This window comes from Neorhizobium sp. USDA 3394 (assembly GCF_056280385.1).
The window spans coordinates 1,132,207-1,156,098 of the sequence record NZ_JBWCDU010000001.1; the positions used below are offsets into that span (position 1 = coordinate 1,132,207).

Below are 23,892 nucleotides of genomic sequence, written 5' to 3' on the forward strand. Positions count from 1 at the left end.
AAAACGGGGGGGCGGAGTGAGGCGGTCGTTGCGGTGTTGCCGGCAAGGCGGTGGCCGCCTGCCAGAATCAACGCGCGATTCGCGCCGAGCGACTGCAGATTTGCGCCGCAGGACCGAACCCCGCACAGCGGTTTGGAACGCGACCATCACTGAAAACACCAGGAGAGATGATGCGTGTCCGGCGCATATCGGTCTTGTTGGCCGGCCCTGTTCCACCTCCGGCCCGGCCTTTTCGCCGTCGCGAAGGTGATGCCCGCCGAGGTGAGCCTGACGGGCAAGGAATATCGTAACGATCGGTTAAAACCGGGCCCTCTGAGGGGTCCTTGTTTACTCTTTGTTAACCATGTCGGCGCTAAAAAAAGATCAACGATTTCTTTACGCAGATGACCAAAATGCTAACAGACGCTCGCTCTATCCGCATCAAGGGCCGTTCTTTTCTGGCGGTCGTCCTTGCCCCCGATCTTCCGTTCGACGACTGGCTTGTCAGGCTGGACGATCTGGCGGCGCGCTCCGCAGGTTTCTTCCTGGGCCGGCCGGTCGTGCTGGATGTCAGCGACCTGCCGATCGATCGCACCCAGCTGAAGGAGCTCATAACCGAGCTTGCCGGGCGCAACGTCAATATCATGGGGATCGAAGGCGGTCGTCCTTCGATCCTGGGGCCTGGCATGCCTCCGGCACTGAAAGGTGGACGCCCGGTTTCCGACGAGGCCGTCGCCAAGGAACCGATCATCGAGCTGCGTAACAGCGAGCCGAAGCCGTCAGTGCCCGAGGCGCGTCCGACCTTGCAGTCCATCGTCATCCGCGAGCCGGTGCGATCCGGACAGTCGGTGATCTTTCCCGAAGGCGACGTGACGATCATTGGATCGGTCGCTTCCGGAGCTGAAATCATCGCCGGCGGATCGATCCATATCTACGGAACCCTGCGCGGCAGGGCCATGGCGGGATCGCTCGGAAACGCATCGGCGCGCATCTTCTGCCGCAAGCTCGAGGCGGAGCTGCTCGCAATCGACGGCATCTACAAGATGGCGGACGACATGGCCCCCGGCCTTCGCGGACATTCGGTCCAGCTTTGGCTCGAAGGGGATTCGATCATGGCAGAGAAACTTATTTGAGCCGAACCGGCCAGCAAACAGGAGAGCAAGATGGGGAAAGTCATCGTAGTCACTTCAGGCAAGGGCGGGGTGGGCAAGACGACCTCGACTGCCGCACTTGGAGCGGCTCTGGCCCAGCGAAACGAGCGGGTGGTCGTCGTCGATTTCGACGTTGGGCTGCGTAATCTCGACCTGGTGATGGGCGCCGAGCGCCGGGTCGTCTACGACCTGATCAACGTCATCCAGGGCGAAGCCAAGCTCACGCAAGCGCTGATCCGCGACAAGCGGCTGGAGACGCTGTTCCTGCTGCCGGCATCGCAGACGCGCGACAAGGACAACCTGACGCCCGAGGGGGTCGAGCGGGTCATCACCGAGCTGAAGCGGGTCTTCGACTGGGTTATCTGCGACAGCCCGGCCGGGATCGAGAGCGGTGCCACGCTCGCCATGCGCCACGCCGACATGGCGGTGGTTGTCACCAACCCGGAAGTCTCGTCCGTCCGCGACTCGGACCGCATCATCGGCCTGCTGGATTCGAAGACGATGAAGGCCGAACGCGGCGAGCGCATGGAAAAGCACCTGCTTCTGACGCGCTACGATGCCAACCGCGCCGAGCGGGGGGATATGCTCAAGGTCGAGGACGTGCTGGAAATCCTGTCCATCCCGCTCATCGGCATCATCCCTGAGAGCATGGACGTGCTGCGTGCCTCCAACATCGGTTCGCCGGTCACCCTGGCGGACGCCCGCAGCGCGCCGGCCATGGCTTATTTCGAAGCCGCACGCCGGCTCGCAGGAGAGGTTCTGCCGATCACCATCCCCGGGGAGAAGCGAGGAATATTCGGCAAGATCTTCGCACGGAGGGCCGCATGACGATATTCAACCTCTTCCGCAAGCAGCGCTCCGCACCGACGGCGCGTGAACGCCTGCAGGTACTTCTCGCCCACGAGCGCTCGTCGAGCGGCTCGGACCTCGTATCCCTGCTTCGCGAGGAGATCCTTGCGGTGATCGCCAAGCATGTGCAGGTCGACAGCGACAAGGTCCAGGTCAAGATGGACCGTGACGAGAACGTCACGATCCTCGAGATCGACGTCGAGATCCCGTTGGGTGCCGTCAGCCAGGCTGCCTGAGCAGGCAGACTCGATAGGGTCATGAGTTTCGAAACGCGGACAACCCGGTTGTCCGCGTTTCGTGTTTCGCGCCTGCTTGCGCGAACGAAGGCGGGCTGCTTGGCACGTCGCTTGCTTCGTAAAACGGTTGTCCCTGCAGGAGGAAACGGCCGTGTACGCGAACATCAATCCCTCGATCGACGTCAGGTTGCTGCGCACCACCTATCTGCTGCTCAGGGAGCGCAATGTCTCCAAGGTCGCGGTGCTGCTCGGGCACAGCCAGCCGGCGGTCAGCGCCTGCCTGAAGAAGGCGCGCGAGATTTTCTCCGATCCGCTTCTCGTGCGCAGCGGCCAGAAACTGGTGCTGACCGAGCGGGGCGAGGAGGTGATGGCGTCGATCGCCACCATGCTCGAAGGTCTCCTGGATACGCTCAACCGCAGCAGCCAGTTCGATCCGGGCATGGTGCACAGCCGGATGCGGATCGCCGCGGTCAACTGTTTCGGCACCTTCCTCATCCCGCCGATCGCAACCAGCATCCGAAAGGAAGCTCCCGGCATATCGGTCGATTTCTTCGCGCCCTCCGAGCAGAGCGACCTGATCGAGGACCTCGGCTCGGGCAGGGTCGACATGGTGATCGGCAACTGGCCGGCACCGCAGCAGAGCCTGAAGTCGAGCACGCTCCTGCATTGCGACATTGCCTGCGTGGTGCAGAAGTCGAACCCGATCGCCAAACGCGGACGCCTCCTGCTGGAGGACTATCTCGATGCCGACCACGTCTCGCCGACGCCCGGCTCGAATGCCGTCTACAGTCCCATCGACGGCCGGCTGGCGCAGCTCGGGATGCGCCGCCACATCGCCATGTCGGTCCCCGAATATGCGCTGATCCCGGCCATTCTGGCCGAAACGGACCTGATCTTCACCACCGCGCGGCCCTATGCCGAGTATATCGTCGCCAACGCGCCGACCGATCACCTGCGGCTCGTCGAGGCGCCGCGGGAGTTCGACCAGATGAACCTCTATCTTCTGTGGCACGAGCGGGCTCACAACAGCGGCGCCAACCGGTGGCTGCGCAACGTCATCCGCACCGTCGCCCGCCGTTTCGACCAGACGCTTCATCCGTTGCCCTCGGGGATCCCGCTTCGGGTGGTCTCCTGAGGCGCACCGAGTATAAGCAAACGGATATACCCGCTATCGACGGCCATGGCATTCACCCGCGGAATAAATTTGCCCATGCTGCAGGCAGAGTTTTTGTCTGCTGAAGAATTGGGCAGGCTTATGTAGTGCCGGGGAATTTCAGATGTTGATGCACACTCTTCTCGTGGATGGGGCCAATCGTGATCCCGACCACGCCTGCTTTCACTGGGTCGATCGCGACAAGAGCCTGACCTATGCGCAGGCCGTCGATGCGATGGAGCGGGCTGCGGGCGCGCTGCACAGTTTCGGTGTCAAGCCGGGCGATCGGGTGACGATCTTTGCCCATAACGGCATGGACTACTTGAGCGTAATGCTCGGCTGCTGGCGGCTCGGGGCGATTTCAGCCCTCGTAAACGTCAAGTTCGCCGACGAACTTGCCTATTATTTCGGCGATCACCAGCCGACCGTGGTCGTTTATACCCATGACAAGCATGAGCAGGTGAGTGCGGCAGCGGCTGGCGTGCCCACGATCCGGGCATTGATCTGCATGGACGGGCCGCAGCCGGGCGCTCATTCCTTGCCAGACCTGATGGCGGCGGCCCTGCAAGCACCTGCCGATCCGGGCAATGAAGACGCGATCGCCCATCTTTCCTACACGTCGGGGACGACCGGCAAGCCGAAGGGCGCCTGCCTGAAGCACGAGCCGACGGTGCGGGCGACCCGCTGCATCGCCGAGCGGCTGCAGATCACGGCGGACGACGTTTCGTTCGGCCCGAGCGCCTTGTCGAGTTCCTACCAGTTGGTCGGCAATCTCCTGCCGCAGCTTTCGCGTGGTGCGGCGATCAACGTCATGGGCCGCTGGACCCAAGCGACCGGATTCGATGCACTGGAAGCGCGCGGCGCCACCATGCTGATCGCCAATCCGCCTATTCTGACCGACGTGCTCAACGAGGCTGCCATTCGCGGCCATGCACCGGCGAAGCTGCGCATGAGCATGTCCGGCGGCGGTCCGGTTCCGCCGGTCCTGAAGGCGGGCTGGCAGGACAAGCTGAAGCTGCCGCTGGTCGAAAGCTACGGCCAGTCCGAACTTGGCGGTTTCGTGGCGCTCGGTTTCCCGAAACTCGATGCCGCCGATATCGAGACCCGTCGCGCCGGCATGCCGCTGCCGGACAAGGAAGTCCGCATTCTCAATTCCGACGGCAGCGAACTTGCCTGCGGTTCGGTCGGCGAGATCGCGCTCCGGGGCGGCTTCATGTGGGGTTACTGGGGCAAGCCCGAAAAGACCGCCGAGACGTTGCGCGACGGCTGGCTGTGGACCGGCGATATCGGCACCATGGACCGGCACGGCTTTGTCACCATGATGGGACGTCGCTCCGAGCTCCTCGAAGTCGGTGGCAGGACCTGGTATCCGCGCGATGTGGAAGAGGCGCTTTCGACGGTTGATGGCATCGAGCAGGCGGCGGTCGTCGGCGTGCCCGATCCTGCGATGAAAACCCGGCCGGTCGCCTTTGTGCAGGCTGCAGCACCCATCGACGGGGAGGCGGCCAAAGCGCAGATCGCGGCGACCGTTCCCTATGACCTGTCGGTGATGACGGTCATTTCGCTGACCGAACTTCCCATGACCCCCACCGGCAAGATCGCCAAGGCGGAGCTGGCGGCACGCGCCGCTGCGGCCTGAGCGACAATCGAGGACATGACCATGAAACTGAAATCGCATTGGTGGTGGGACCACACGGCAAGGGATTTCTCCGAATTCGAGATGGAGAAGTTCGTGGCGATCCTGCCGATCGCCGCCGTCGAGCAGCACGGGCCGCATCTTCCGGTGCGGGTCGATGCCGCGATCAATGCCGGCGTCGTTGCCCGCACGGTCGAGCTGATGGAAAATGACCTGCCGGTGCTGGTGCTGCCGATGATGCCGGTCGGCAAGTCGGTCGAGCATACCGCCTATCCGGGCACGCTGACCTTCAACTACGACACGCTCGCAAAGATGTGGTTCGAGCTCGGCGAGAGCGTCAACCGGGCCGGCTGCCGCAAGATCATCTTCGTCAATTCGCATGGCGGCCAGCCGCAGGTGATGGATATCGTCTGCCGCGAGCTGCGCATCAAGCTCGACATGTTCGCCGTCAGCGCCTGGGCGAGTGCCGGTGCCGACTTCTCGGATCTGTTCAGCGCCCACGAGATGAAGCACGGCATCCATGGTGGCGAGGCGGAGACCAGCGTCATGCTGCATCTGCATCGCGAGCTGATCGACATGCAATATGCCGAGGATTTCGTGCCGGTCTCCGTCGAACTTGAAGCGGCCGGCGGGCTGCTGATGCCGGAAGGCCGGATCGGTTACGGCTGGCAGACCCAGGACGTGCAGCCCTCCGGCGCCTGCGGTAACGCGGCCGCCGGCGATGCCGAACGCGGCCGTCTCTATGTCGAGCGCAGCGCCGCCAACCTCCTGAAGCTGATCAAGGAAGTGCTGGATTTCCCGCTCGACCGGATCACCTCGAAAACCATGTACAAGGGTTGATGACTTGACGACAGCCCGCGCACCATACGGCGTTGCCGGCCCCGAAAGGGGCGAGCTTCTGCTTGATGACGGCGTGGTGCTGGTGTCCGATATCTATCGTCCGCAGGCGGAGGGTACGTTCCCGGTCCTGCTGATGCGGCAGCCCTATGGGCGGGCGATTGCCTCCACTCTCGTGCTCGCGCATCCCTCTTGGTATGCCGCCCACGGTTATATCGTGGTCATCCAGGACGTGCGCGGCTGCGGCGATTCCGGTGGCGTCTTCGAGGCCTTTGTCAGCGAGATCGCGGACGGGGCGCGAACGCTGGAATGGGCGTCAGCATTGCCGGGAAGCAACGGCAAGCTCGGCCTCTACGGCTTCAGTTACCAGGCGGTGACACAGTATTTCGCCATCGCCGGCAAGGGGAGCGTGAGGCCGGATGCGATCGCGCCGTCGATGGGCTCGTGGATGCCGCGCGACGACTGGGCCTATGAGGGCAATGCCTTCCGGCTCGGGCTAAATGCCGGCTGGGCGGCGCAGATGGCGCGGTTGACGGCGGCGCGGCGCGAGGACGCCAAGACCTATGCGGAAATCGGCGCCGCCGGGGACGATGTGGCCCTTCGGGACCTGCTGGTCTCCAGGCCCGACATATCGCACCTCGCCAAGTGGGTGGCGGACGACAAGGACTATTGGGACGCGGTGTCACCCGGCGTGCTTCTGGCGGATGATCCGCTGGACATCCCGGTTCTCCATACCGGCGGCTGGGCGGACTTCCTGCTCCGGGGCACCTGGGCTGCCGACGCGGCCTTCAGGGCAAATCACAGCGACAGCACCCACCTGGTGATCGGCCCTTGGGCTCATGCCCCCTGGAATCGCGCAGGCGGTGCCACCGACATGGGGCCGGATGCGGAATTCTCGGTTGACCGCGCGCAGCTCGCCTTCTTCGATTTCTATCTCAAGGGTTTTGGCGAAAAGCCGCAGCCGGTCCGGCTGTTCGACATGGGGCGGCGGCGCTGGCTCGATCTCGCAGACCGCCCCGTCACCTCCGAAGCCGACTTTTTTCTCTCCTCGTCGGGTCTCGGCGCTGCCTTGGTGAGCGACGGCAGTCTTTCGATGGAGAGCGGTGCGGAAGCGCGGGATACATTCGTCCACGATCCCACCCGTCCCACGCCGCTTGTCGGTGGTCATCTTGGCACGCCGGCGGGTTTTGCCGATCGCAGCGGGCACGACAACCGCGCCGATGTCGCCGTCTATACCAGCCAGCCCTTCGCGGTGGCGCGGTTCTTCGCCGGCGAGGCCCTGGCCGAGATCGAGGTCGAGTCGCGGTCCGAAGGTTTTGACCTTTGCGCAGCGCTTTCGCTCGTTGGCCCATCGGGAGAGGCGAGGGTGCTGAGCACCGGTTATGCCCGCTTCGAGGGCGATCGACGGTTTTCGGCCCGTATCAGCCTGCGCCCGGTCTGCGTCACCGTCCCGGAAGGTTTTGCCTTGCGGCTTTCCCTGCAGGGCGCCGGTGCGCCCGTCTTCGAAGTTCATCCCGGCGACGGGCTGTTCGCTTCCGTGCCCGAGGTGGCGCGCCGGCCCATCACCATCTCCATCTGCCATGGCGGGACGACCCGCTCCCGCCTGATCATGCCCGAGGCTTCCGAAAATGTCGCATAAGCACTACCTGACGCTCGACAACATCACGGCCACCTACGGCGATTCCGTCGCCGTCAGCGGCCTCACGATCGAGGTCGCCAAGGGCGAGCTTCTGTCGCTGCTCGGGCCGTCCGGCTGCGGCAAGACGACGACACTTCGGATGATCGCCGGCTTCGTGCAGCCCTCCGAAGGGCGCATCATCCTCAATGGCGAGGATATCAGCAGGCGCCCGGTGCATACCCGCAATATCGGCGTCGTCTTCCAGTCCTACGCGCTGTTTCCGCATCTGACCGCGCTCGACAATGTCGGCTTCGGGCTGCGCATGCGCCATGTGGGCAAGGCGGAATGCCGGGCGCGTGCCGCCGCAGCACTCGATACTGTTGGGCTCGGCGCCTATTACGATCGCTATCCGGGCCAGCTTTCCGGCGGCCAGCAGCAGCGCGTGGCGCTTGCCCGCGCGCTGGTGATCGAGCCGGACGTGCTGCTCCTCGACGAGCCGCTGTCCAATCTCGACGCCCATCTGCGCGCCGACATGCGCACCGAAATCCGCACGCTGCAGCAGCGGCTCGGCATCACCACCGTCTTCGTCACCCACGACCAGCAGGAAGCGCTTGCGATGTCGGATCGCGTGGCGGTGATGAACAAGGGCCTGCTCGCCGAGATCGGCACGCCCGTCGCGCTGTGTGACCGCCCGCATTCGCCGTTCACCGCCTCCTTCCTCGGCGCCCGCACGGTGATCGAGGGCAAGACCGAGAACGGCCTGTTCACCGCGCCGGGGCTGACCTGCGAAGGCGCACCTTCGGGTGCGACCCGTCTCGTGCTGCGCGCCTCGCGCCTTAGGCTTTCCGACGGGCCGGGGCCGCTGCACGTCTCCGGCACGCTCGTCAATTCCGCTTTCCTCGGCGACACGTATGAAGCCGATATCCAATCCGCATGCGGCACGATCCGCCTGATCGTGCCTTCGGATATGCCGCCTCCGCCCCTCGGGACGCCGTGCAGCATCCAGACCCAGCCGGGTGGCGCCACATTCATCTGACCGAAAAAGGGGAACCAAGACATGAACGTCTCGCGTCGTACATTCAACAAGCTGATTGCCGGTGCCGGCCTTGCCGCACCGTTCCACATCATCCGTCCCGCATCCGCTCAGGAGCCCAAGAAGGGCGACGAACTCGTCGTCGGCATATGGGGCGGCGCGCAGGAAAAGATCGTCAAGGAACATGTCGAGAAGCCGCTTGTCGAGAAATACGGCTGCAAGGTCAGCTACGTCCTCGGCGGTACCGGTGATCGCCGTGCCCGCGCCTATGCCGAGCGCGGCCGCCCGAGCTTCGACGTTCTCTACCTCAACATTTTCGAAAGCCGGCAGGCCGTGAAGGACGGCGTTACCCAGGCGCCGACGCCAGCCGTCAAGAACTTCGAGGCTCTCTATCCGAGCGCGCGCAAGGGCGGTTACGGCGTTGCCTTCAACCCCTGCACGATCGTCTATAACAAGACCAAGGCGTCGAAGCCGATCACCTCCTGGAAGGACATGTGGAACCCGGAATGGAAGGGCCGCATCGCCTGGCCGGACGGTCTCGGCGCCGAAGGCATCTCCGCGCTGATGATGGCTGCCCGCGTCTGGGGCGGGGACGAGAAGAACGCCGACATCGCCTTCGAAAAGGTCAAGGAACTGAAGCCGTTCGCGGCGATCCAGGGCAGCCAGGCGCAGCTCTTCGAAATGTTCGACCAGAAGCTCGCCGACCTTTCCGTCGAGTTCGGCAGTTTCACCCAGTCCTATGTGGAATCGCGCAACCCCAATATTGCGATCGCCAAGCCGGTCGAGGGGCAGGCGCTTTCGATGAACGTCGCCTGCATCACCGAGGGCACGAAGAACCAGAAGCTCGCCGAAGAGTGGATCAACCTGCACCTCTCCGAGCCCTGCATGCTCGCCTATGCACGCCAGATCTATTATTCGCCGACCGTCAGCAACATCACGGTCCCGGACGATCTCAAGTCGAAACTCGTGCTCGGCGATGCCGATGTCGCCAAGCTCGTCGATTTCGATTGGGACGTGATCAATGCCAGCCGCGCCAAGTGGCAGGCGAAATACGATCGGGAGATCGCGGGATGAACCGTTGGATCGGGCCGGCGCTTGCAGCGCCGGTCACCCTTTGGCTGCTTCTGTCCTTCGCGGCGCCGATGTTCGTGGTCCTCGTGCTCTCCCTGCACGAGTATCCCGATCCTTTCGGCCCGCTGTTCCTGGCGCCGTCGATCGCCCAGTTCCGGGACATCGTCTCCGACAGTTTCTATTTCGGCGTCGTTTCCGAAACCATCCTGCTCGGCCTCGGCGTTACGGTGATCACCGCGCTTCTCGGTTATCCGCTCGCCCACTGGCTGGCGCGGATGCCGGTAAAATACCGCGCGGCCGCGTTCGCCGTCATCCTCATTCCGCTGCTCACCAATGTCGTGGTGCGCTCGCTCGGCATCATCCTGCTGCTTGCGCCGGAAGGGCTGATCAATTCGGTCACCGGCCTCGTAGGCATTCCGCCTGCGAGATACATGCTGTTCACCCATGGCGCGGTCGCGGTCGCGCTGGCGCAGGTGTTTCTGCCGTTCATGGTGCTGGCGCTTTACGACAACCTGCAGAACACTTCGCCGCGCGTGCATGAGGCGGCCCAGAGCCTTGGCGCGTCTCCGGCGGTCCGGTTCCTCACGGTGGACCTGCCGCTTTCGCTGCCGGGCCTGCGGTCCGGCGCCATCATCGTTTTCCTGATGGCGACCACGGCCTATGTGTCCGCTTCGCTGCTCGGCGGCAAGAAGGTCTGGACCACAGGTATGCTGGTGTTGCAGGAGGCGATCAAGAACCTCAACGCACCGCTTGCCGCAGCACTTGCGATCATCATGACGGTGACCGGTCTCGCGTTTGCGGCGCTCTGCGCCTATCTCCTCAACCGCCTCATGCCGTGGCTGAAGGGCAAGCCCAGCAATCCATGGAGCATTCCGCGCTGGATCGTGCCGGTCATCGACATTCTCGGGCCGCTCGTTTCGAAACTGCTGCTCGCCACCTCGCTGCTGCTCCTGCTGCTGCCGCTGGTGCTGGTCTGCATCCAGAGTTTCAACGACGTGCCGCAGGCGACCGCGTCCGGTTTCCGCGGCTTCACGCTGAAATGGTACGAAGCGGTGTTCTTTGCGGGGACCTATGCGGATGCCTTCTGGGTGTCGGTGCAGCTTGCCGTCACCTCGATGCTGGTGGCGCTTGCGCTCTCGCTACCGGCGGCGTTTGCGCTCGCCCGTTATCCGTTCAAGGGCCGCTCGGCGCTTCTGACCTTCTGGCTGCTGCCGATGTCGCTGCCGCATGTGGCGATCGGCGTCGGCATGCTGCGGCTGCTGCAGATCTACCTGATCATTCCACCCTTTTTCGGCCTCGTGGCAATCCACGTGATCGTCATCCTTCCCTTCGCCATCACGCTTCTGACCACCTCGGTCATGGGGCTCGACCGGGCGCAGGAAGAGGCGGCGGCGAGCCTCGGGGCAAGCCCTGCGCGGCGGTTCTTCCTGATCATCATGCCGGGTCTGGCGCCGGGACTGTTTGCTGCCGGCATCGTCGGTTTCCTCCTGAGCTTCGGCGAGGTGACGGTGACGAGCTTCCTCACCACCGCCCGCCTGACGACGCTGCCGGTCCGCATCTATTCGGAATCGACCTTCAGCCTGGAGCCGACGGCGCATGCCATCTCGGCCGTGCTGATCGTCTTCACGGTCATTGCGCTGGTGCTGGTGGGCCGGGTGGTCCGTCTCGACAGGCTCTACGCACGCTGAATTGGAAACGATGGCGGGCCGGCCGGACCGCTTGACAGGCATACTGAAAACCGACAGTTATCGTCCCATTCCGAGGGGAGCATCTTGACGATGCTGAGATGGCGCTGAGCCGGACCCTTGAACCTGATCCGGGTCATGCCGGCGTAGGAACGGAAATAGGCGTCATCCGACGATTTTTCTCTTCTCCGCTTCACCTGGATCTCCGTGATTGAGCTGATCTGGAGATCGACCGATGACATTCATTCTTTCCGTTGTCCCAAAAGGATATCCAGCCGTCGCGTCTGGATTCGACGCGTAGCATCATGCGCGCCTCCCACGCGGTCATCGGCCTCGTCTTGCTTGTCGCCCTCTGGCAAGCGGGCGTCTGGCTGTTTGCTCCGCCTCGCTATATTCTGCCGTCTCCCATTGCCGTCGCGTCCGCCTTTCTGCGGCAGCCCGGCTTCCTGCTGCAGAACAGTCTCGTCACGCTGACGGAAATCGTCTTCGGGCTGGTGATCGGTGCTGGTCTCGGGATCGCCACCGCCTTCGGTGTCGCAGCGCTGCCGCGGCTCGGCCGTCTGGTCTGGCCGATGGTGCTGATCCTGCAGGCCTTTCCCGTCTTCGTGCTGGCGCCGATACTGGTTCTGTGGCTCGGTTTCGGCCTCGCCTCGAAGGTGGCGATGACGACGATCATCATCTTCTTTCCGGTCGCCTCCGCCTTTGCCGACGGTCTTCGCCGCACCGATCAGGAAATCCTCGATGCCGTTTCGCTGGAGGGCGCCTCGCACTGGCAGACGCTGGTGTCGATGCGCGTGCCGCTGGCGATCCCGAGCCTCGTCTCGGGCCTCAGGGTCGCAGCCCCGCTGGCGCCGCTCGGTGCCGTCGTCGGCGAATGGGTCGGTGCGTCGGGTGGCCTCGGTTTCGTGATGGTCCAGGCCAATGCGCGCATGCAGACCGATACGGTGTTCGCGGCCATGACCATACTCGCCATCCTCACCCTCATTTTGCGGCTTCTCATCGACCGGCTGACGGCCGGTCTCGCCCCCTGGGCCAGCGAAGCCGATCCTTCATCCCAATCTGCATCAAGGAGTTCCGTTCGATCATGATCCGTATCCTCACCGCCTCCGTCATCGCGCTCGCCAGCTTGGCCGCGCCCACGCAGGCGGCCGACAAGCTGAGCGTGCTGCTCGAATGGTTCGTCAATCCGGATCACGCGCCGATGGTCATCGCCCAGCAGCGCGGCCTGTTTTCCGATGCGAACCTCGATGTTGAGCTGATTCCGCCGTCCGACCCTTCTGCGGTGCCGCGCCTGGTCTCCGCAAGCCAGGCGGATATCGGCATCCACTACCAGCCCAATCTCTATCTCGACCATGAGGCGGGCCTGCCGCTGGTGCGGTTCGGCACGCTGGTCGAGACACCCTTGAACACCGTGACGGTGCTGGCGGACGGTCCGATCAAGAGCCTCAAGGACCTGAAGGGCAAGAAGGTCGGCTTCTCCGTCACCGGTTTCGAGGATGCCATGCTGAAGCGCATGCTGGCCTCGGAAGGCCTGTCCAACAACGATGTCGAGCTGATCAACGTCAACTTCTCGCTGTCGCCGTCGCTGATCGGCGGCAAGGTCGATGCGACGCTCGGCGGGTTCCGCAACTTCGAGCTGACCCAGATGAAGCTGGAAGGCCATGCGGGCCGTGCATTTTTCCCGGAAGAGCACGGCGTTCCGGCCTACGATGAGCTGATCTTCGTCACCCGCCGCGATTCTGCCGCCGACAACCGCCTGCCGCGCTTCCTGCATGCGGTAGAACAGGCGTCGATCTTCATCACCAACCATCCGCAGGAAGCCTGGCAGCTTTTCATCAAGGCCTATCCGAACCTCGACGACGAGCTGAACCGCACGGCATTCTTCGACACGCTGCCGCGCTTTGCCAAGCGCCCGGCCGCACTCGACTACGGCCGCTACCAGCGTTTCGCCGCCTTCATGCAGGAAGTGGGGCTGATCAAGAGCGTGCCGTCTGTCGCCGACGTCGCGGTGGAAATCAGGTAGGCCAAGTCGCTGATATTGTTTGATTTGAACGCCGGGGTTCGCGTAACGTGATTTCCATGCCAGATAGGCATTCCACGTTACGGACCCCGGAGTTTGCTTGACCATCGGACTTGCCCATGCGGAACTGATCGCGGTTCTTTCCGCCGTCACCGGCGACGAGCCGCGCGTGATGACGGTTCGCTCCGGAGATGCGCTTCCGTCCGGGCCTTTCGAGCTCGGCCACCGGAGCCTTCAGGCCGGGCTGCGGGAATGGGTTAGGGACCAGACCGGCCATCCGCTCGGTTATCTCGAACAGCTCTACACCTTTGCCGACCGCGACCGGACCCACGAGGATGCCGAGGGGCGGACGATCTCGATCAGCTATCTCGGCCTCGTCCGCGAACAGGCCGCACCCGGCGCCGGCAAACCGGGCTGGCACGGCTGGTACGAATATTTCCCCTGGGAAGATCATCGCAGGGGTGGGCCGGATATTCTGGCCGACATCACCGGGCGTCTTGAGGGTTGGATCGCCTCGGAACCAGCGCGCCGCGAGCACCGCCAGCGCCGTGTCGATTTCGCCTTCGGCCTTGATGGCGCCGTCTGGAACGAGGATCTCGGCCTGCAGCGCTATGAGCTGATGTATGAGGCGGGGCTTGTCACCGAGGCCGGTTGTCCGCCGGCCAGGAGTTTCGGCCGTTCGATGTTTGCCGATCACCGCCGTATCCTGGCGACAGGCATTGCGCGGTTGCGCGCCAAGATCAAATACCGTCCGGTGGTCTTCGAATTGATGCCGGAGAGTTTTACGCTGTCGCAATTACAGCGCACCGTCGAGGCGCTGGCGGGGCTCACCCTGCACAAGCCGAACTTCCGCCGGCTGATCGACCAGCAGGAGCTGATCGAGGAAACCGGCGAGGCGACCAGCGAGACCGGCGGCCGGCCGGCCAAGCTTTTCCGCTACCGTCACGCGGTTCTCGAAGAGCGTGCGCTGTCCGGTTCAAAACTTCCGCTTTCACGCAATTGACATAAACTCGAATCGAGAATATCTCTTTGCGCCGGATATACTCACTTCGAGTATAAAAGGAGCTGTTCATGAATTCTCCGGTTTCGGTTTCCTCGCTTTATGATCGTGTCAGCCGCGTCATCCCGAAGGCGGAGTGGATGAGCTACGAGGCGGATGTCGCAGCGATCCTGGAGCTCAAGCGCACCCGCAACGCCGTCATCCTTGCCCACAATTACCAGACGCCGGAAATCTTTCATGGCGTCGCGGATATCGTCGGCGACAGCCTGGCGCTTGCCCGCAAGGCGATCGACGTGGATGCGGATGTCATCGTGCTCGCCGGCGTGCACTTCATGGCGGAGACGGCGAAACTCCTGAATCCCGGCAAGACGGTGCTGATCCCGGACATGGCGGCGGGCTGTTCGCTGGCGGATTCGATCACGCCTGAAGATATCGCGCTGCTGCGGCAGGCGCATCCGGGCGTGCCGATCATCACCTATGTGAACACCTCCGCGGCGGTGAAGGCGGCGTCCGATATCTGCTGCACCTCCGGCAATGCCAAGCAGGTGGTGGAATCGCTTGGCGTTCCCAAAGTGCTGATGATCCCGGACGAATATCTGGCGCAGAACGTGGCGCGGGAGACGAATGTCGAGATCATCGCCTGGCATGGCCATTGCGAGGTGCACGAGCTGTTCAACGCGCAGGATGTCCGCGATCTTCGCGAGGCACATCCGGGCGTCGTGGTTCTGGCGCATCCGGAATGCCCGCCGGAAGTGGTCGCAGAGGCCGACTTTGCCGGTTCGACTGCCGTCATGTCGGACTATGTCGGCCAAAAGAAGCCGGCCCGCGTCGTGCTTCTGACGGAATGCTCGATGAGCGACAATGTCGCTGTGCATCATCCGGATGTGGAATTCGTGCGGCCCTGCAATCTCTGCCCGCACATGAAGCGCATCACGCTCGCCAACATCCGCAAGGCGCTGGAAGAGAACCAGCATGAGGTGACTGTCGATCCGTCGATCGCGGTCGCCGCTCGCCGCGCGGTCGAGAGGATGCTCGCCATATGACCGAGATCCTCGACCATCTCGCCGGCCGCGTCGCGATCGTCGGCAGCGGTCTGGCGGGGCTGGTGACGGCGCTGACCTTGGCGCCGCAACCCGTCGTCCTGATCACCCGAGCGGCGCTGGGTGCGGAGACCTCCAGCGCTTGGGCGCAGGGCGGCATCGCCGCAAGCCTCGGCGCTGACGACAGCGCGGACCTGCATCTGGCGGATACGCTCGCCGCCGGCGACGGACTTTGCGATCCGGCGGTGGCGGCTTCGATCCTGAGGCAAGCCCCGAATGCCATCGCCATCCTGGAAAAATTCGGGGTGTGTTTCGACCGGGCCGCCGACGGCTCGCTCTCGCTCGGCCTCGAAGCCGCCCATTCGCGGCGCCGCATCGTGCATGTGGCGGGCGACGGCTCGGGTGCGGCAATCGTCCGAGCCCTGGTCGAGGCCGTCTCCGCAACGCCGTCGATCACGGTGCTTGCCGGTGTCGAGGTGCGACGGCTTCTGACGAACGACGGCGCGGTGTCCGGCCTGCTCTGCGCGACGGGCAAGGGCGCGATCATCCTGCCGACCTCGCGGGTGGTTCTGGCGACCGGCGGTCTCGGCGGGCTCTATGACGCGACCACCAATCCGACCGGTAATTTCGGGCAGGGCGTGATGCTCGCCGCGCGTGCCGGAGCGGTGCTTGCCGACATGGAATTCGTGCAGTTCCATCCGACAGCGCTCGATTCCCAACGACGGCCGTTGGCGCTGGTGAGCGAAGCGGTAAGGGGGGAAGGGGCGGTGTTGGTCAACGAAAAGGGCGAGCGTTTTCTTGCCCGCGAACCGGGCGCGGAACTCGCTGCGCGCGATATCGTGGCGCGGGCTATCAGCGCCGAGATCGCCCGCGGCGGGCGTGTCTTTCTCGATGCCCGGCCGGCGCTTGGAAGCGGCTTTTCCAGCCGGTTCCCGGCGATCGACGCACTCTGCCGGGAGGCGAGCGTCGATCCCAATTCCGACCTCATCCCGGTTCGTCCCGCCGTTCATTACCACATGGGTGGTGTGGCGACGGACGGGAACGGCCGCAGTTCCATGCCCGGCCTCTGGGTGGTCGGGGAGGCGGCTTCGACCGGCCTCCATGGCGCCAACCGGCTGGCCAGCAATTCGCTGCTCGAAGCGGCCGTTTTGGGCATGCGGGCCGCGCAGGATCTCTCGGCGACCTCGGCCGAAACCGCGCATCGGCTTGCCGATGCCCAACTGCCGGTGCCGGCGGATATTTCCGCCGTGCGGCCGATCGTATCACGACATCTCGGTGTTCTGAGAAATGCCGGTGCCATCCATGGCGCGATAGCCAGCCTGCTGCCGCTCGTCGAGAGCGAAGGATCCGCCGCCGATCCGGCCCTCGTCGCGCTGCTGATTGCAGTCTTCGCCTCGCTGCGAAAGGAATCCCGCGGCGCGCATGCCCGCACCGATTTCCCATTGAAGCTCGCCTATGCGGAGCGGCGGCAGATGTGCTTCGCCGACGCGCTGGAGATCGCCCGCGCGGCCGCCTCCCGTCCCCTTGCCCGGAGTGCCTGACATGATCCTTGCTGCTCTTCCGCGACTTCTCGTCGAACCGCCGGTGCGCGCCGCACTTCTGGAGGACCTCGGCCTTGCCGGCGACGTCACGTCGACGGCGGTCATTCCGGCCGGTCATCGCTCAACCGTTGTCATGGCGGCCCGCAAGCCCGGCGTCATCGCTGGCCTCGATGCGGCGGAACTGGCCTTCCAGCTCGTCGACCCGAAGATCGTCATGACCCGCCATATCGAGGACGGCGGGGCGGTGAAGCCGGGCGACGTGATCGCCACGATCGAAGGCCCGTCCAGAGGCCTTCTCACCGGCGAACGCACGGCCCTCAACTTTCTCGGCCATCTCTCCGGCATCGCCAGCGTCACGGCCGGCATCGTCGCGGCGATCGAAGGCACAAGGGCCTCCGTCGTCTGCACCCGCAAGACGACGCCGGGATTGAGGGCGCTGGAAAAATATGCGGTGCGTGCCGGCGGCGGCATGAACCATCGTTTTGCGCTCTATGACGCGGTGCTGATCAAGGACAATCACGTGGCGATTGCCGGCGGCATTGCCGAATCCATCCGTCGTGCCAAGGCCGGCGTCGGTCATATGGTCAAGATCGAGGTGGAGGTGGATACGCTCGAACAGCTTCATGAAGCCATAGAGGTCGGTGTCGATGCGGTGCTGCTCGACAACATGACGCCCGACCAGCTTCGCGAGGCAGTGGGTATCGTCGGCGGCCGGGCGATCACCGAGGCGTCTGGCGGGATCACGCCTGAGACAGCCGCAGCCGTGGCGGCCTCGGGCGTCGACCTGCTCTCCGTCGGCTGGATCACCCATAGTGCGCCGACGCTGGATATCGGGCTCGATTTCCGGTCTGCAGATTAGGGTGAGCAACGGCGCCCGAGCGCTTCCGGAGCCGTTGAAAACAATGCTACATCCTTGATCCGGAACACAGAACGGGCAAGGAGTGCAAGATGCCGAGAATACCCCAAGACCAGATCGATGCGGTGCTGGCTCTGGTCGATGCCGATATCGACAAGAGCCTTGCGCGCCTCTTTGATCTCATCCGCATTCCGAGCATCTCCACCGACCCCGGTTATCGCGACCAGTGCAAGGCGGCAGCCGAGTGGCTGAGCCGCGATCTCGCCTCGATCGGCTTCGATGCGTCCGTCCGGCCGACGACGGGTCATCCGATGGTCGTCGCGCACCAGAAGGAGGCGGCCGGGCCGCATCTGCTGTTCTACGGGCATTACGACGTCCAGCCTGTCGATCCGCTGGCGCTCTGGACCAGCGATCCGTTCGAGCCGCGGCTGGAGCCGCTGCCGAATGGCGATACCGCGATCGTCGCGCGCGGGGCCTCGGACGACAAGGGCCAGATGATGACCTTCGTCGAGGCCTGCCGCGCCTGGAAGGCGGTGACCGGCAAACTGCCGGTGCAGGTCAGCATCCTTTTCGAAGGCGAGGAGGAGGCGGGCAGCCCGAGCCTTGCGCCGTTCCTCGATGCCACCGCCGCCGAGCTGAAGGCCGACATGGTCTATGTCTGCGACACCGACATGTGGGACCGCGAAACGCCGGCAGTCACCACCATGCTGCGCGGGCTCTACAGCACCGAGGTCGAGATCACCTGCGCCGACCGGGATCTGCATTCCGGCATGTTCGGCAATGCCGCCCGCAACGCGCTGCAGGTGCTGTCGGATGTCGTGTCGAGCCTCAGGACGCCGGATGGCGGGGTGGCGGTCGAAGGTTTTTACGACGGCGTCAAGGAACTGCCGGAAGCCATCAAGGCGCAGTGGCAGCGGCTACCGTTTGACGAGAAGGGTTTTCTCGCCGATATCGGGCTGAATATTCCGGCGGGCGAAGCGGGCCGCTCCATCCTCGAACAGGTCTGGGCGCGGCCGAGCTGCGAGATCAACGGCATGAGCGGCGGTTATACCGGCGAGGGTTTCAAGACCGTCATCCCGGCCAAGGCGACCGCCAAGATTTCCTTCCGGCTGGTCGAGGGCCAAGTGCCGGAAAAGATCCGCGATGCCTTCAAGGCACACGTTCAGGGGCGCATCCCGGCCGATTGCTCGGTGACGTTCAAGGATTTCGGCCTGGCGCCGGCGACCGTCATGCCGGTCGAGAGCCCGTTCCTAACCAAGACGCTTGCCGCGCTTTCCACCGAGTGGGAATGCGAGGCGGCGCTTGCCGGAACCGGCGGCTCGATCCCGATCATCGGCGAGTTCAAGCGTCGGCTCGGCTGCGATGCCCTGCTGGTCGGCTTTGCCCGCTTCGACAACCGCGTTCACAGCCCGAACGAGAAATACGACCTGTCGAGCTTCCACAAGGGCATCCGCTCCTGGGTGCGTATTCTCGCGGCACTTGCCGAGTAACCTGGCCGACTGATCCCGCCGCCGCTCAGGCCTTTTCGAAGAGCGGCGAGATCACCATTTCCGGCACCAGGACAAGTCCCTTGTCGGTGATACGGATCTCGGGGATCACGGATAGCGGGATGAGGTTGAAGCCCATATAGGCGATGGTGCAGCCGGCCTTTTCCCATTCCAGCTTGAGGGCTTTCACCTCGTCTGCGACTTCGTGGACGCGCTTGTCGGAGAGCAGGCCGGCGATCGGCAGCGGCACCATGGCCGTGACTTTCCCGTCCATCACGACGCAGACGCCGCCCTGTGTTTCTTCGATCGCGTCCAGCGCAACCTGCATGTCCGCCTCATTGGTGCCGGCAACGATGATGTTGTGGCTGTCATGGCCGACGGAGGAGGCGACTGCGCCCTTTTTCAGGCCGAAACCGTTCAGCAGGCCGTGCGCCACGTTGCCGGATGACTTGCCGTGCCGCTCGACGACGGTGACGAAGCAGAGGTCATGACGGTCGAAATGCGCCTGCCAGTCGTTGGCAGGTTCGAGCGTTACCGTGACGTGGCCGAGCGTGATACCGGGAAGCTCCGTGCGGATCGTATGGGCGGTGACGGTGTCGGTCGGCAGGTCGGGAGACAGCTTGAGGTTTTTCGGCAACTTGACGGTGTGATACGCGGCTTCCGGATACCGGTATGGCTTCGAAAGCGCTTCGTCGAGGACTGCCGTGACCTTGCGGTTATCGACGACAAGTTCTCCACCATACCAGGTGCTGACCGGCTTCAGGTCGTCGGTCAGAAGCACGAGGTCGGCGCGGCGTCCGCCGCCGAGACCGCCGATCTCGCCTTCCATGCCGAAACGCGTCGCGCCATGCAGCGAGCCCATCGCCCAGGCCTGTTCCGGCGTCATGCCGGCCTTGACGGCTTCGCGGGTCACCCAGTCAAGGCCGAAAGCGAGCAGGTCTTCGGCGTCGCGGTCGTCGGTGCAGACCGCGACGCGCTTGTGCGAGGCGCCGAGTTCGGTGATCGTCTTGATCGCATGCGGCAGCGAATGCCAAGGCGTCGTCGGCGGGCCGCCGCGCAGGAAAAGCCAGACGCCGGCCTCGAGCAGGTCGTCGGCAATGTCGCGGTCGATCGCCTCATGGGTGTCGGTGACGCCGGACGCAGCGTAGGCCGCGACGAATTCCCGGCCGTAGACGTGGCCGGAGACCGGCCGGCCGCGCTGGAGCGCTGCGGCAAGGATCGCATGGCTGCGCTCGTCGCCCATGGCGACGGGGACGAAATCCATCTTCTCGCCGAGCGCCACGGCCTCCGGCCATTTGTCGAAGAGCGCGGCGATCTTGGCGGGCGTCAGGTCGCCGCCGGCGGTTTCGAGTTCCGGTGATGTCGCCGGCACGGTGCTGGGCACAGTGAGGAAGATCGACAGCGGCGCCTGGCGCGCATCTTCGAGCATGGCCTCGACGCCTGCCACGTCCATGACATTGCCGATCTCGTGGCTGTCGCAGAAGATCGTGGTGGTGCCGTTGAGGAGTGCCGCCTCGGCATAGGCGCAGGCTGTGACCATCGAGGATTCGATGTGGATATGCGGATCGACGAGGCCCGGAGCAATGATGCCACCTTTGGCGTCGTAGAGCTTCGCTGAACCGCTTCTGTAGCTGCCGGCCGGCTTTACGGCTGCGATACGGCCTCCCGAGATCCAGACCTCGCGACCGTCGAGAATGCGCTCCGAATAGGTGGACAGCACGCGCGCACCCTGAATGACCAGATCGGGATCGCGACGAGCGGAGGCCACGTCGGAGAGACGGCGGGTCATGGTCGAAAGCGGCTGAACGGAGAAGCGGGTGAGGGTGCTCATGAAAAATCTCATTTCCGGGACTCGGGGAGGACAGGCAAGATTGTAGGGAAAGCCGCCGAGGCAAGGAAGCGCCAATAGGGCGGGAAGATTATTGGAGCGTTGCCGAAATTCGAACTCTGGCGGCGAAATATGCTTCTTTTCAGCAACGCCCCGGTCTGGGATAGTGCGGTTGAGGCAATGAGAGGCGAACGATCCGATGGCCTATATCATCACCGAACCCTGTATCGACGTGAAGGACGGCGCCTGCACCGCAGCCTGTCCGGTCGACTGTATCTACGAGGGCGGGCGGATGTTCTATATCCATCCGGACGAGTGCATCAATTGCGGCCTCTGTCTCTCCATCTGTCCGGTCGATGCCATCGCTTATGACGAGGAAGCTAACGAGGCGCAGATGGCATTCATTCCGGTCAACCGGGATTATTTCGGGCCTGAGGTCACGGGACTGGGATCACCCGGCGGGTGGGACAAGAGCCGGACGCGGAGCGTCGATCACCCGATGGTGACATCGGCGCCCGTGCGCGAGGCGGCCGACTAGGCATTGGGCCAGCTTCCGTAATAGGCGCGGGTGGCCGTGATCAGTTTGCCGCATCTTTCCCGCTCGATAGTGAGGCGCGGCAAGTCCGCCTTGGCCTGCGCAAGTAGTTCCTTGCGGGCGGTGTCGAAATCGACGTTGAGAAGCTTGCCGTCCCGCATGACCGGCCGGCCGGCGACATAAACGGCCTTGGCATGGGCGGCGGACATGCGGTTCAGCAGCACCTCGGCCTCGTCGAGATCGTCGAAGACGCTGTCGGCGATCAGCGCCTCGTAGTCGATGACCGTAAAGTCCTCTCCGAGCGGGGCGTTGACGACAGTTGCGCCGGTGCGGATCGCGGCGTCGAAGATGCCGGCCGCCGTGAAGCTCCGTTCGAGCCCTCGTCCACCATGCAGGAAATAGAGGAGCCGCATTTCGCGCCAGAGGTCCTGGTCGTCATCGAAGGCACCGCCATCCAGACCGATGCCGAAGTGCAGGCCGCGCTTGGCGGCTTCCGCGAGCGGCGCGATGCCGGAGCGCAGGCGCAGGTTGGCAGAGGGATTGGAGACGAGCTGGACGCCGCGCTCGGCCAGCAATTCGTATTCGTCAGGCCGGAGCTGTACGCCGTGGGCGACCGCGAGCCGCGGCGACAGGAAGCCGATATCATCGAGATAACGGACGATGCCCTGCGGGAAGCGGCGGTCCAGCCATGCCCGCTGCCGTGGGCTTTCCAAGAGATGCATGTGGATGCGGCGATCGTTGGTGGCCGACGCCTCGGCGATCGCTTCGAGCAGGGCGTTCGAGCACCATTGCGGGCCAATCGGGCCGTATTGGACATCGACCAGAGGATTGGAATTCGCGGCGGCGACGGCATCGGCGGCGGCGAGCTGATCGCGGAAGGGTGCATAACGGGGGGCAAGCGGTGAAAGAGCCTCCCAGTCCTCAGGGCTCAGGAACGGCTTCAACTGTTCCGGGCCGCCATCATAGGCCCAGGCGTCGTGGTCGAGCAGCGGGCAGGAGAGGCCGAGCCGGATGCCGATGTCCTTTGCGGCGCGGATCACCTCCAGGGCCTCGTCGACCATGCGGGATGCGTTGAGGGAATTGTGGCAGTGGATCGTCGCGGCGACACCGGTCTTTGCGAGGCGCCCGAAGGCGACGAGGGCTTCGAGATAGGCATCGGTGCGGGGCCGCAGCCGCATCGTCGGGATCCAGGTTTCCAGCGCGTCGTCGAGGCTGCCGAAATCCAGCGTGCGGATGCCGTAGCCGTGGTCATGGGCGTTGACCGGCATTGGCAGAAGCAGCTCTCCGCCGGACAGCGGAATGGCCGAGGCGAGCGCGGGGAGGGCGGCTCGTACCGCCTCGCCGCCCAAGGCCTTTTCGTGGCCCGGACGCTGCAGGAAACGCGTGTCCTCGTTCGATGTCACCGCTTGATGACCTCCGCGATCTGGTTGCTGAATTTTTCGAGATCGACGCTGAGCGCCTCGATCACGGCTTCGGTGGCATGGGTGAGCTGCCGGTTATGGGGCGCCACGATGCCGACCTCCATGTTCTGCAGGCGGGAGCCGGCGATCGGCAGGGCTACGACATCGCCGGCCTTCAGTTCCTTCAGCAGCCCGAGCGGGGTGAAGAAGGCGACCCCTTCTCCTGACAGGATCAGCGGTTTCAGCATCATCTGGTTGTTGGTGGCGACAAGCGTGCGGCCGACGCGGTCGAGCGAGGCGAGTTCGACGGCGATCATCGAACTCATCACCTCGTTGTCGAGCTGCAGCAGCAGTTTGAACTGGGCGCATTCCTGCAGGGTGGCGCTCTTCTGGCGGGCCAGCGGATGGTGCTTGGCGACGATCACCATCAGCGGCATCCGTACGCCATGGACCAGCTTGATGTCGTGCGGCCGGGCGAGATCGAAGGTGATGCCGATGTCGCAATCACCGTCGGCGACGAAATGGAAGATGTTGTTGAAATTGTCGGCGCGGATGCGGAAATCGACGGCCGGGTTCTTGTGGTGAAATCCCATCACGAATTCCGGCAGGAACTGCACTGCGAGACTGTCCAGGCATGCTATATGGACGCGGCCGGTGCGCTTGCCTTGGAGGTCGCCGAGATCGGATTTCATGATCTCGTAGTGGTGCATTGTCTCCTTGGCGTGCTTCAGCACCACCTTGCCGGCGGAGGTGAGGCGCAGGCCATCGGAGAACCGCTCGAACAGCGGCGTGCCGAGTTCGTCCTCAAGCTTGCGGATTTGGCGGCTGACGGCGGAGGTGGCGACATGCAGCTCCTCGGAGGCCTTGCGGATCGAGCCCGAGCGCGCGACTTCGACGAAATATTTCAGGATACTGGCGTGCATACTCATCCCCCAAG

The 23,892-nt window shown here is 64.2% G+C and carries 21 protein-coding genes and 1 riboswitch; of the genes, 18 read left to right on the top strand and 3 right to left on the bottom strand.

Translation table 11 applies throughout. The annotated features are described in order from the left end of the window. Positions 1 to 383 precede the first annotated feature (383 nt). The 17 genes from minC to ACZ9EJ_RS05450 all read left to right on the top strand — a co-directional run bounded on the left by minC (position 384) and on the right by ACZ9EJ_RS05450 (position 19,195). The gene (gene minC / locus ACZ9EJ_RS05370; protein ID WP_046625571.1) at positions 384 to 1,112 is read left to right on the top strand and encodes a septum site-determining protein MinC; all 729 of its coding nucleotides are present in this window, start codon (positions 384 to 386) and stop codon (positions 1,110 to 1,112) included. Between the two features lie 30 nt (positions 1,113 to 1,142). After that, positions 1,143 to 1,958: a septum site-determining protein MinD gene (gene minD / locus ACZ9EJ_RS05375; protein WP_046625573.1), complete on the top strand. Its 816-nt coding sequence runs from the start codon at positions 1,143 to 1,145 to the stop codon at positions 1,956 to 1,958. Continuing rightward, positions 1,955 to 2,215, top strand: a complete 261-nt coding sequence (minE, locus tag ACZ9EJ_RS05380; protein WP_046625576.1) for a cell division topological specificity factor MinE — start codon at positions 1,955 to 1,957, stop codon at positions 2,213 to 2,215. The genes minD and minE overlap by 4 nt, the downstream gene beginning before the upstream one ends. A gap of 151 nt (positions 2,216 to 2,366) precedes the next feature. Beyond that, positions 2,367 to 3,350 (top strand): LysR family transcriptional regulator, encoded by a 984-nt coding sequence (locus ACZ9EJ_RS05385; RefSeq protein WP_052753939.1) that lies wholly within the window; start codon positions 2,367 to 2,369, stop codon positions 3,348 to 3,350. A gap of 142 nt (positions 3,351 to 3,492) precedes the next feature. Next, positions 3,493 to 5,007, top strand: a complete 1,515-nt coding sequence (locus tag ACZ9EJ_RS05390) for a class I adenylate-forming enzyme family protein (protein WP_046639060.1) — start codon at positions 3,493 to 3,495, stop codon at positions 5,005 to 5,007. A 21-nt stretch (positions 5,008 to 5,028) separates the two neighbouring features. Beyond that, positions 5,029 to 5,844 (top strand): creatininase family protein, encoded by an 816-nt coding sequence (locus ACZ9EJ_RS05395; RefSeq protein ID WP_046639310.1) that lies wholly within the window; start codon positions 5,029 to 5,031, stop codon positions 5,842 to 5,844. Positions 5,845 to 5,848: 4 nt separating this feature from the next. Further along, positions 5,849 to 7,480: a CocE/NonD family hydrolase gene (locus ACZ9EJ_RS05400; protein WP_046639061.1), complete on the top strand. Its 1,632-nt coding sequence runs from the start codon at positions 5,849 to 5,851 to the stop codon at positions 7,478 to 7,480. Then, complete coding sequence (locus ACZ9EJ_RS05405; RefSeq protein WP_046639062.1) at positions 7,470 to 8,495, top strand: ABC transporter ATP-binding protein; 1,026 nt, start codon at positions 7,470 to 7,472, stop codon at positions 8,493 to 8,495. The genes ACZ9EJ_RS05400 and ACZ9EJ_RS05405 overlap by 11 nt, the downstream gene beginning before the upstream one ends. Before the next feature lie 21 nt (positions 8,496 to 8,516). Next, the gene (locus tag ACZ9EJ_RS05410; RefSeq protein WP_046639063.1) at positions 8,517 to 9,566 is read left to right on the top strand and encodes an ABC transporter substrate-binding protein; all 1,050 of its coding nucleotides are present in this window, start codon (positions 8,517 to 8,519) and stop codon (positions 9,564 to 9,566) included. Beyond that, positions 9,563 to 11,251, top strand: coding sequence for an ABC transporter permease subunit (locus ACZ9EJ_RS05415; RefSeq protein ID WP_046639064.1), 1,689 nt, complete (start codon positions 9,563 to 9,565; stop codon positions 11,249 to 11,251). The genes ACZ9EJ_RS05410 and ACZ9EJ_RS05415 overlap by 4 nt, the downstream gene beginning before the upstream one ends. Before the next feature lie 63 nt (positions 11,252 to 11,314). Beyond that, positions 11,315 to 11,418: riboswitch (TPP riboswitch) on the top strand. Between the two features lie 135 nt (positions 11,419 to 11,553). Then, the gene (locus ACZ9EJ_RS05420) at positions 11,554 to 12,336 is read left to right on the top strand and encodes an ABC transporter permease (protein WP_046639311.1); all 783 of its coding nucleotides are present in this window, start codon (positions 11,554 to 11,556) and stop codon (positions 12,334 to 12,336) included. Then, positions 12,333 to 13,271: an ABC transporter substrate-binding protein gene (locus ACZ9EJ_RS05425; protein WP_046639066.1), complete on the top strand. Its 939-nt coding sequence runs from the start codon at positions 12,333 to 12,335 to the stop codon at positions 13,269 to 13,271. The genes ACZ9EJ_RS05420 and ACZ9EJ_RS05425 overlap by 4 nt, the downstream gene beginning before the upstream one ends. 97 nt (positions 13,272 to 13,368) lie before the next feature. Continuing rightward, positions 13,369 to 14,271 carry an NUDIX hydrolase gene (locus tag ACZ9EJ_RS05430; protein ID WP_046639067.1) on the top strand — a complete coding sequence of 301 codons (903 nt, stop codon included), beginning with the start codon at positions 13,369 to 13,371 and terminating at the stop codon, positions 14,269 to 14,271. A gap of 68 nt (positions 14,272 to 14,339) precedes the next feature. Continuing rightward, a complete protein-coding gene (gene nadA / locus ACZ9EJ_RS05435) occupies positions 14,340 to 15,311 on the top strand; it encodes a quinolinate synthase NadA (RefSeq protein ID WP_046639068.1) in 972 nt (323 codons plus the stop codon). Continuing rightward, positions 15,308 to 16,849: an L-aspartate oxidase gene (locus tag ACZ9EJ_RS05440; RefSeq protein WP_046639069.1), complete on the top strand. Its 1,542-nt coding sequence runs from the start codon at positions 15,308 to 15,310 to the stop codon at positions 16,847 to 16,849. The genes nadA and ACZ9EJ_RS05440 overlap by 4 nt, the downstream gene beginning before the upstream one ends. A gap of 1 nt (position 16,850) precedes the next feature. After that, entirely contained in the window at positions 16,851 to 17,708 is an 858-nt protein-coding gene (gene nadC, locus ACZ9EJ_RS05445; protein ID WP_046639070.1) for a carboxylating nicotinate-nucleotide diphosphorylase, read from the top strand. Positions 17,709 to 17,797: 89 nt separating this feature from the next. Beyond that, positions 17,798 to 19,195, top strand: coding sequence for a M20/M25/M40 family metallo-hydrolase (locus tag ACZ9EJ_RS05450; RefSeq protein WP_046639071.1), 1,398 nt, complete (start codon positions 17,798 to 17,800; stop codon positions 19,193 to 19,195). A 25-nt stretch (positions 19,196 to 19,220) separates the two neighbouring features. On the opposite strand, the gene ACZ9EJ_RS05455 is transcribed toward ACZ9EJ_RS05450, so the two are convergent. Next, a complete protein-coding gene (locus ACZ9EJ_RS05455; RefSeq protein WP_046639072.1) occupies positions 19,221 to 21,023 on the bottom strand; it encodes an adenine deaminase in 1,803 nt (600 codons plus the stop codon). A gap of 196 nt (positions 21,024 to 21,219) precedes the next feature. Here ACZ9EJ_RS05455 and fdxA point away from each other — a divergent pair, with 196 nt between their 5' ends. Beyond that, positions 21,220 to 21,558 (top strand): ferredoxin, encoded by a 339-nt coding sequence (gene fdxA, locus ACZ9EJ_RS05460; RefSeq protein ID WP_046639073.1) that lies wholly within the window; start codon positions 21,220 to 21,222, stop codon positions 21,556 to 21,558. Here fdxA and ACZ9EJ_RS05465 read toward each other — a convergent pair. Together ACZ9EJ_RS05465 and ACZ9EJ_RS05470 are read right to left on the bottom strand one after the other, a co-directional pair. After that, on the bottom strand, positions 21,555 to 22,904 hold the full coding sequence (locus ACZ9EJ_RS05465; RefSeq protein ID WP_285229947.1) for an amidohydrolase family protein: 1,350 nt from the start codon (positions 22,902 to 22,904) through the stop codon (positions 21,555 to 21,557). The two genes, fdxA and ACZ9EJ_RS05465, sit on opposite strands and share 4 nt — an antisense overlap. Before the next feature lie 50 nt (positions 22,905 to 22,954). Continuing rightward, positions 22,955 to 23,878 (bottom strand): LysR family transcriptional regulator, encoded by a 924-nt coding sequence (locus tag ACZ9EJ_RS05470; RefSeq protein WP_037088193.1) that lies wholly within the window; start codon positions 23,876 to 23,878, stop codon positions 22,955 to 22,957. Positions 23,879 to 23,892: the final 14 nt, after the last annotated feature.

Coding starts and splice junctions, on each gene's coding strand:
- minC (WP_046625571.1), top strand. CDS start 384: ATGACCAAAATGCTAACAGACGCTCGCTCTATCCGCATCAAGGGCCGT.
- minD (WP_046625573.1), top strand. CDS start 1,143: ATGGGGAAAGTCATCGTAGTCACTTCAGGCAAGGGCGGGGTGGGCAAG.
- minE (WP_046625576.1), top strand. CDS start 1,955: ATGACGATATTCAACCTCTTCCGCAAGCAGCGCTCCGCACCGACGGCG.
- ACZ9EJ_RS05390 (WP_046639060.1), top strand. CDS start 3,493: ATGTTGATGCACACTCTTCTCGTGGATGGGGCCAATCGTGATCCCGAC.
- ACZ9EJ_RS05395 (WP_046639310.1), top strand. CDS start 5,029: ATGAAACTGAAATCGCATTGGTGGTGGGACCACACGGCAAGGGATTTC.
- ACZ9EJ_RS05405 (WP_046639062.1), top strand. CDS start 7,470: ATGTCGCATAAGCACTACCTGACGCTCGACAACATCACGGCCACCTAC.
- ACZ9EJ_RS05410 (WP_046639063.1), top strand. CDS start 8,517: ATGAACGTCTCGCGTCGTACATTCAACAAGCTGATTGCCGGTGCCGGC.
- ACZ9EJ_RS05415 (WP_046639064.1), top strand. CDS start 9,563: ATGAACCGTTGGATCGGGCCGGCGCTTGCAGCGCCGGTCACCCTTTGG.
- ACZ9EJ_RS05420 (WP_046639311.1), top strand. CDS start 11,554: ATGCGCGCCTCCCACGCGGTCATCGGCCTCGTCTTGCTTGTCGCCCTC.
- ACZ9EJ_RS05425 (WP_046639066.1), top strand. CDS start 12,333: ATGATCCGTATCCTCACCGCCTCCGTCATCGCGCTCGCCAGCTTGGCC.
- nadA (WP_046639068.1), top strand. CDS start 14,340: ATGAATTCTCCGGTTTCGGTTTCCTCGCTTTATGATCGTGTCAGCCGC.
- ACZ9EJ_RS05440 (WP_046639069.1), top strand. CDS start 15,308: ATGACCGAGATCCTCGACCATCTCGCCGGCCGCGTCGCGATCGTCGGC.
- nadC (WP_046639070.1), top strand. CDS start 16,851: ATGATCCTTGCTGCTCTTCCGCGACTTCTCGTCGAACCGCCGGTGCGC.
- ACZ9EJ_RS05450 (WP_046639071.1), top strand. CDS start 17,798: ATGCCGAGAATACCCCAAGACCAGATCGATGCGGTGCTGGCTCTGGTC.
- ACZ9EJ_RS05455 (WP_046639072.1), bottom strand. CDS start 21,023: ATGAGCACCCTCACCCGCTTCTCCGTTCAGCCGCTTTCGACCATGACC.
- fdxA (WP_046639073.1), top strand. CDS start 21,220: ATGGCCTATATCATCACCGAACCCTGTATCGACGTGAAGGACGGCGCC.
- ACZ9EJ_RS05470 (WP_037088193.1), bottom strand. CDS start 23,878: ATGCACGCCAGTATCCTGAAATATTTCGTCGAAGTCGCGCGCTCGGGC.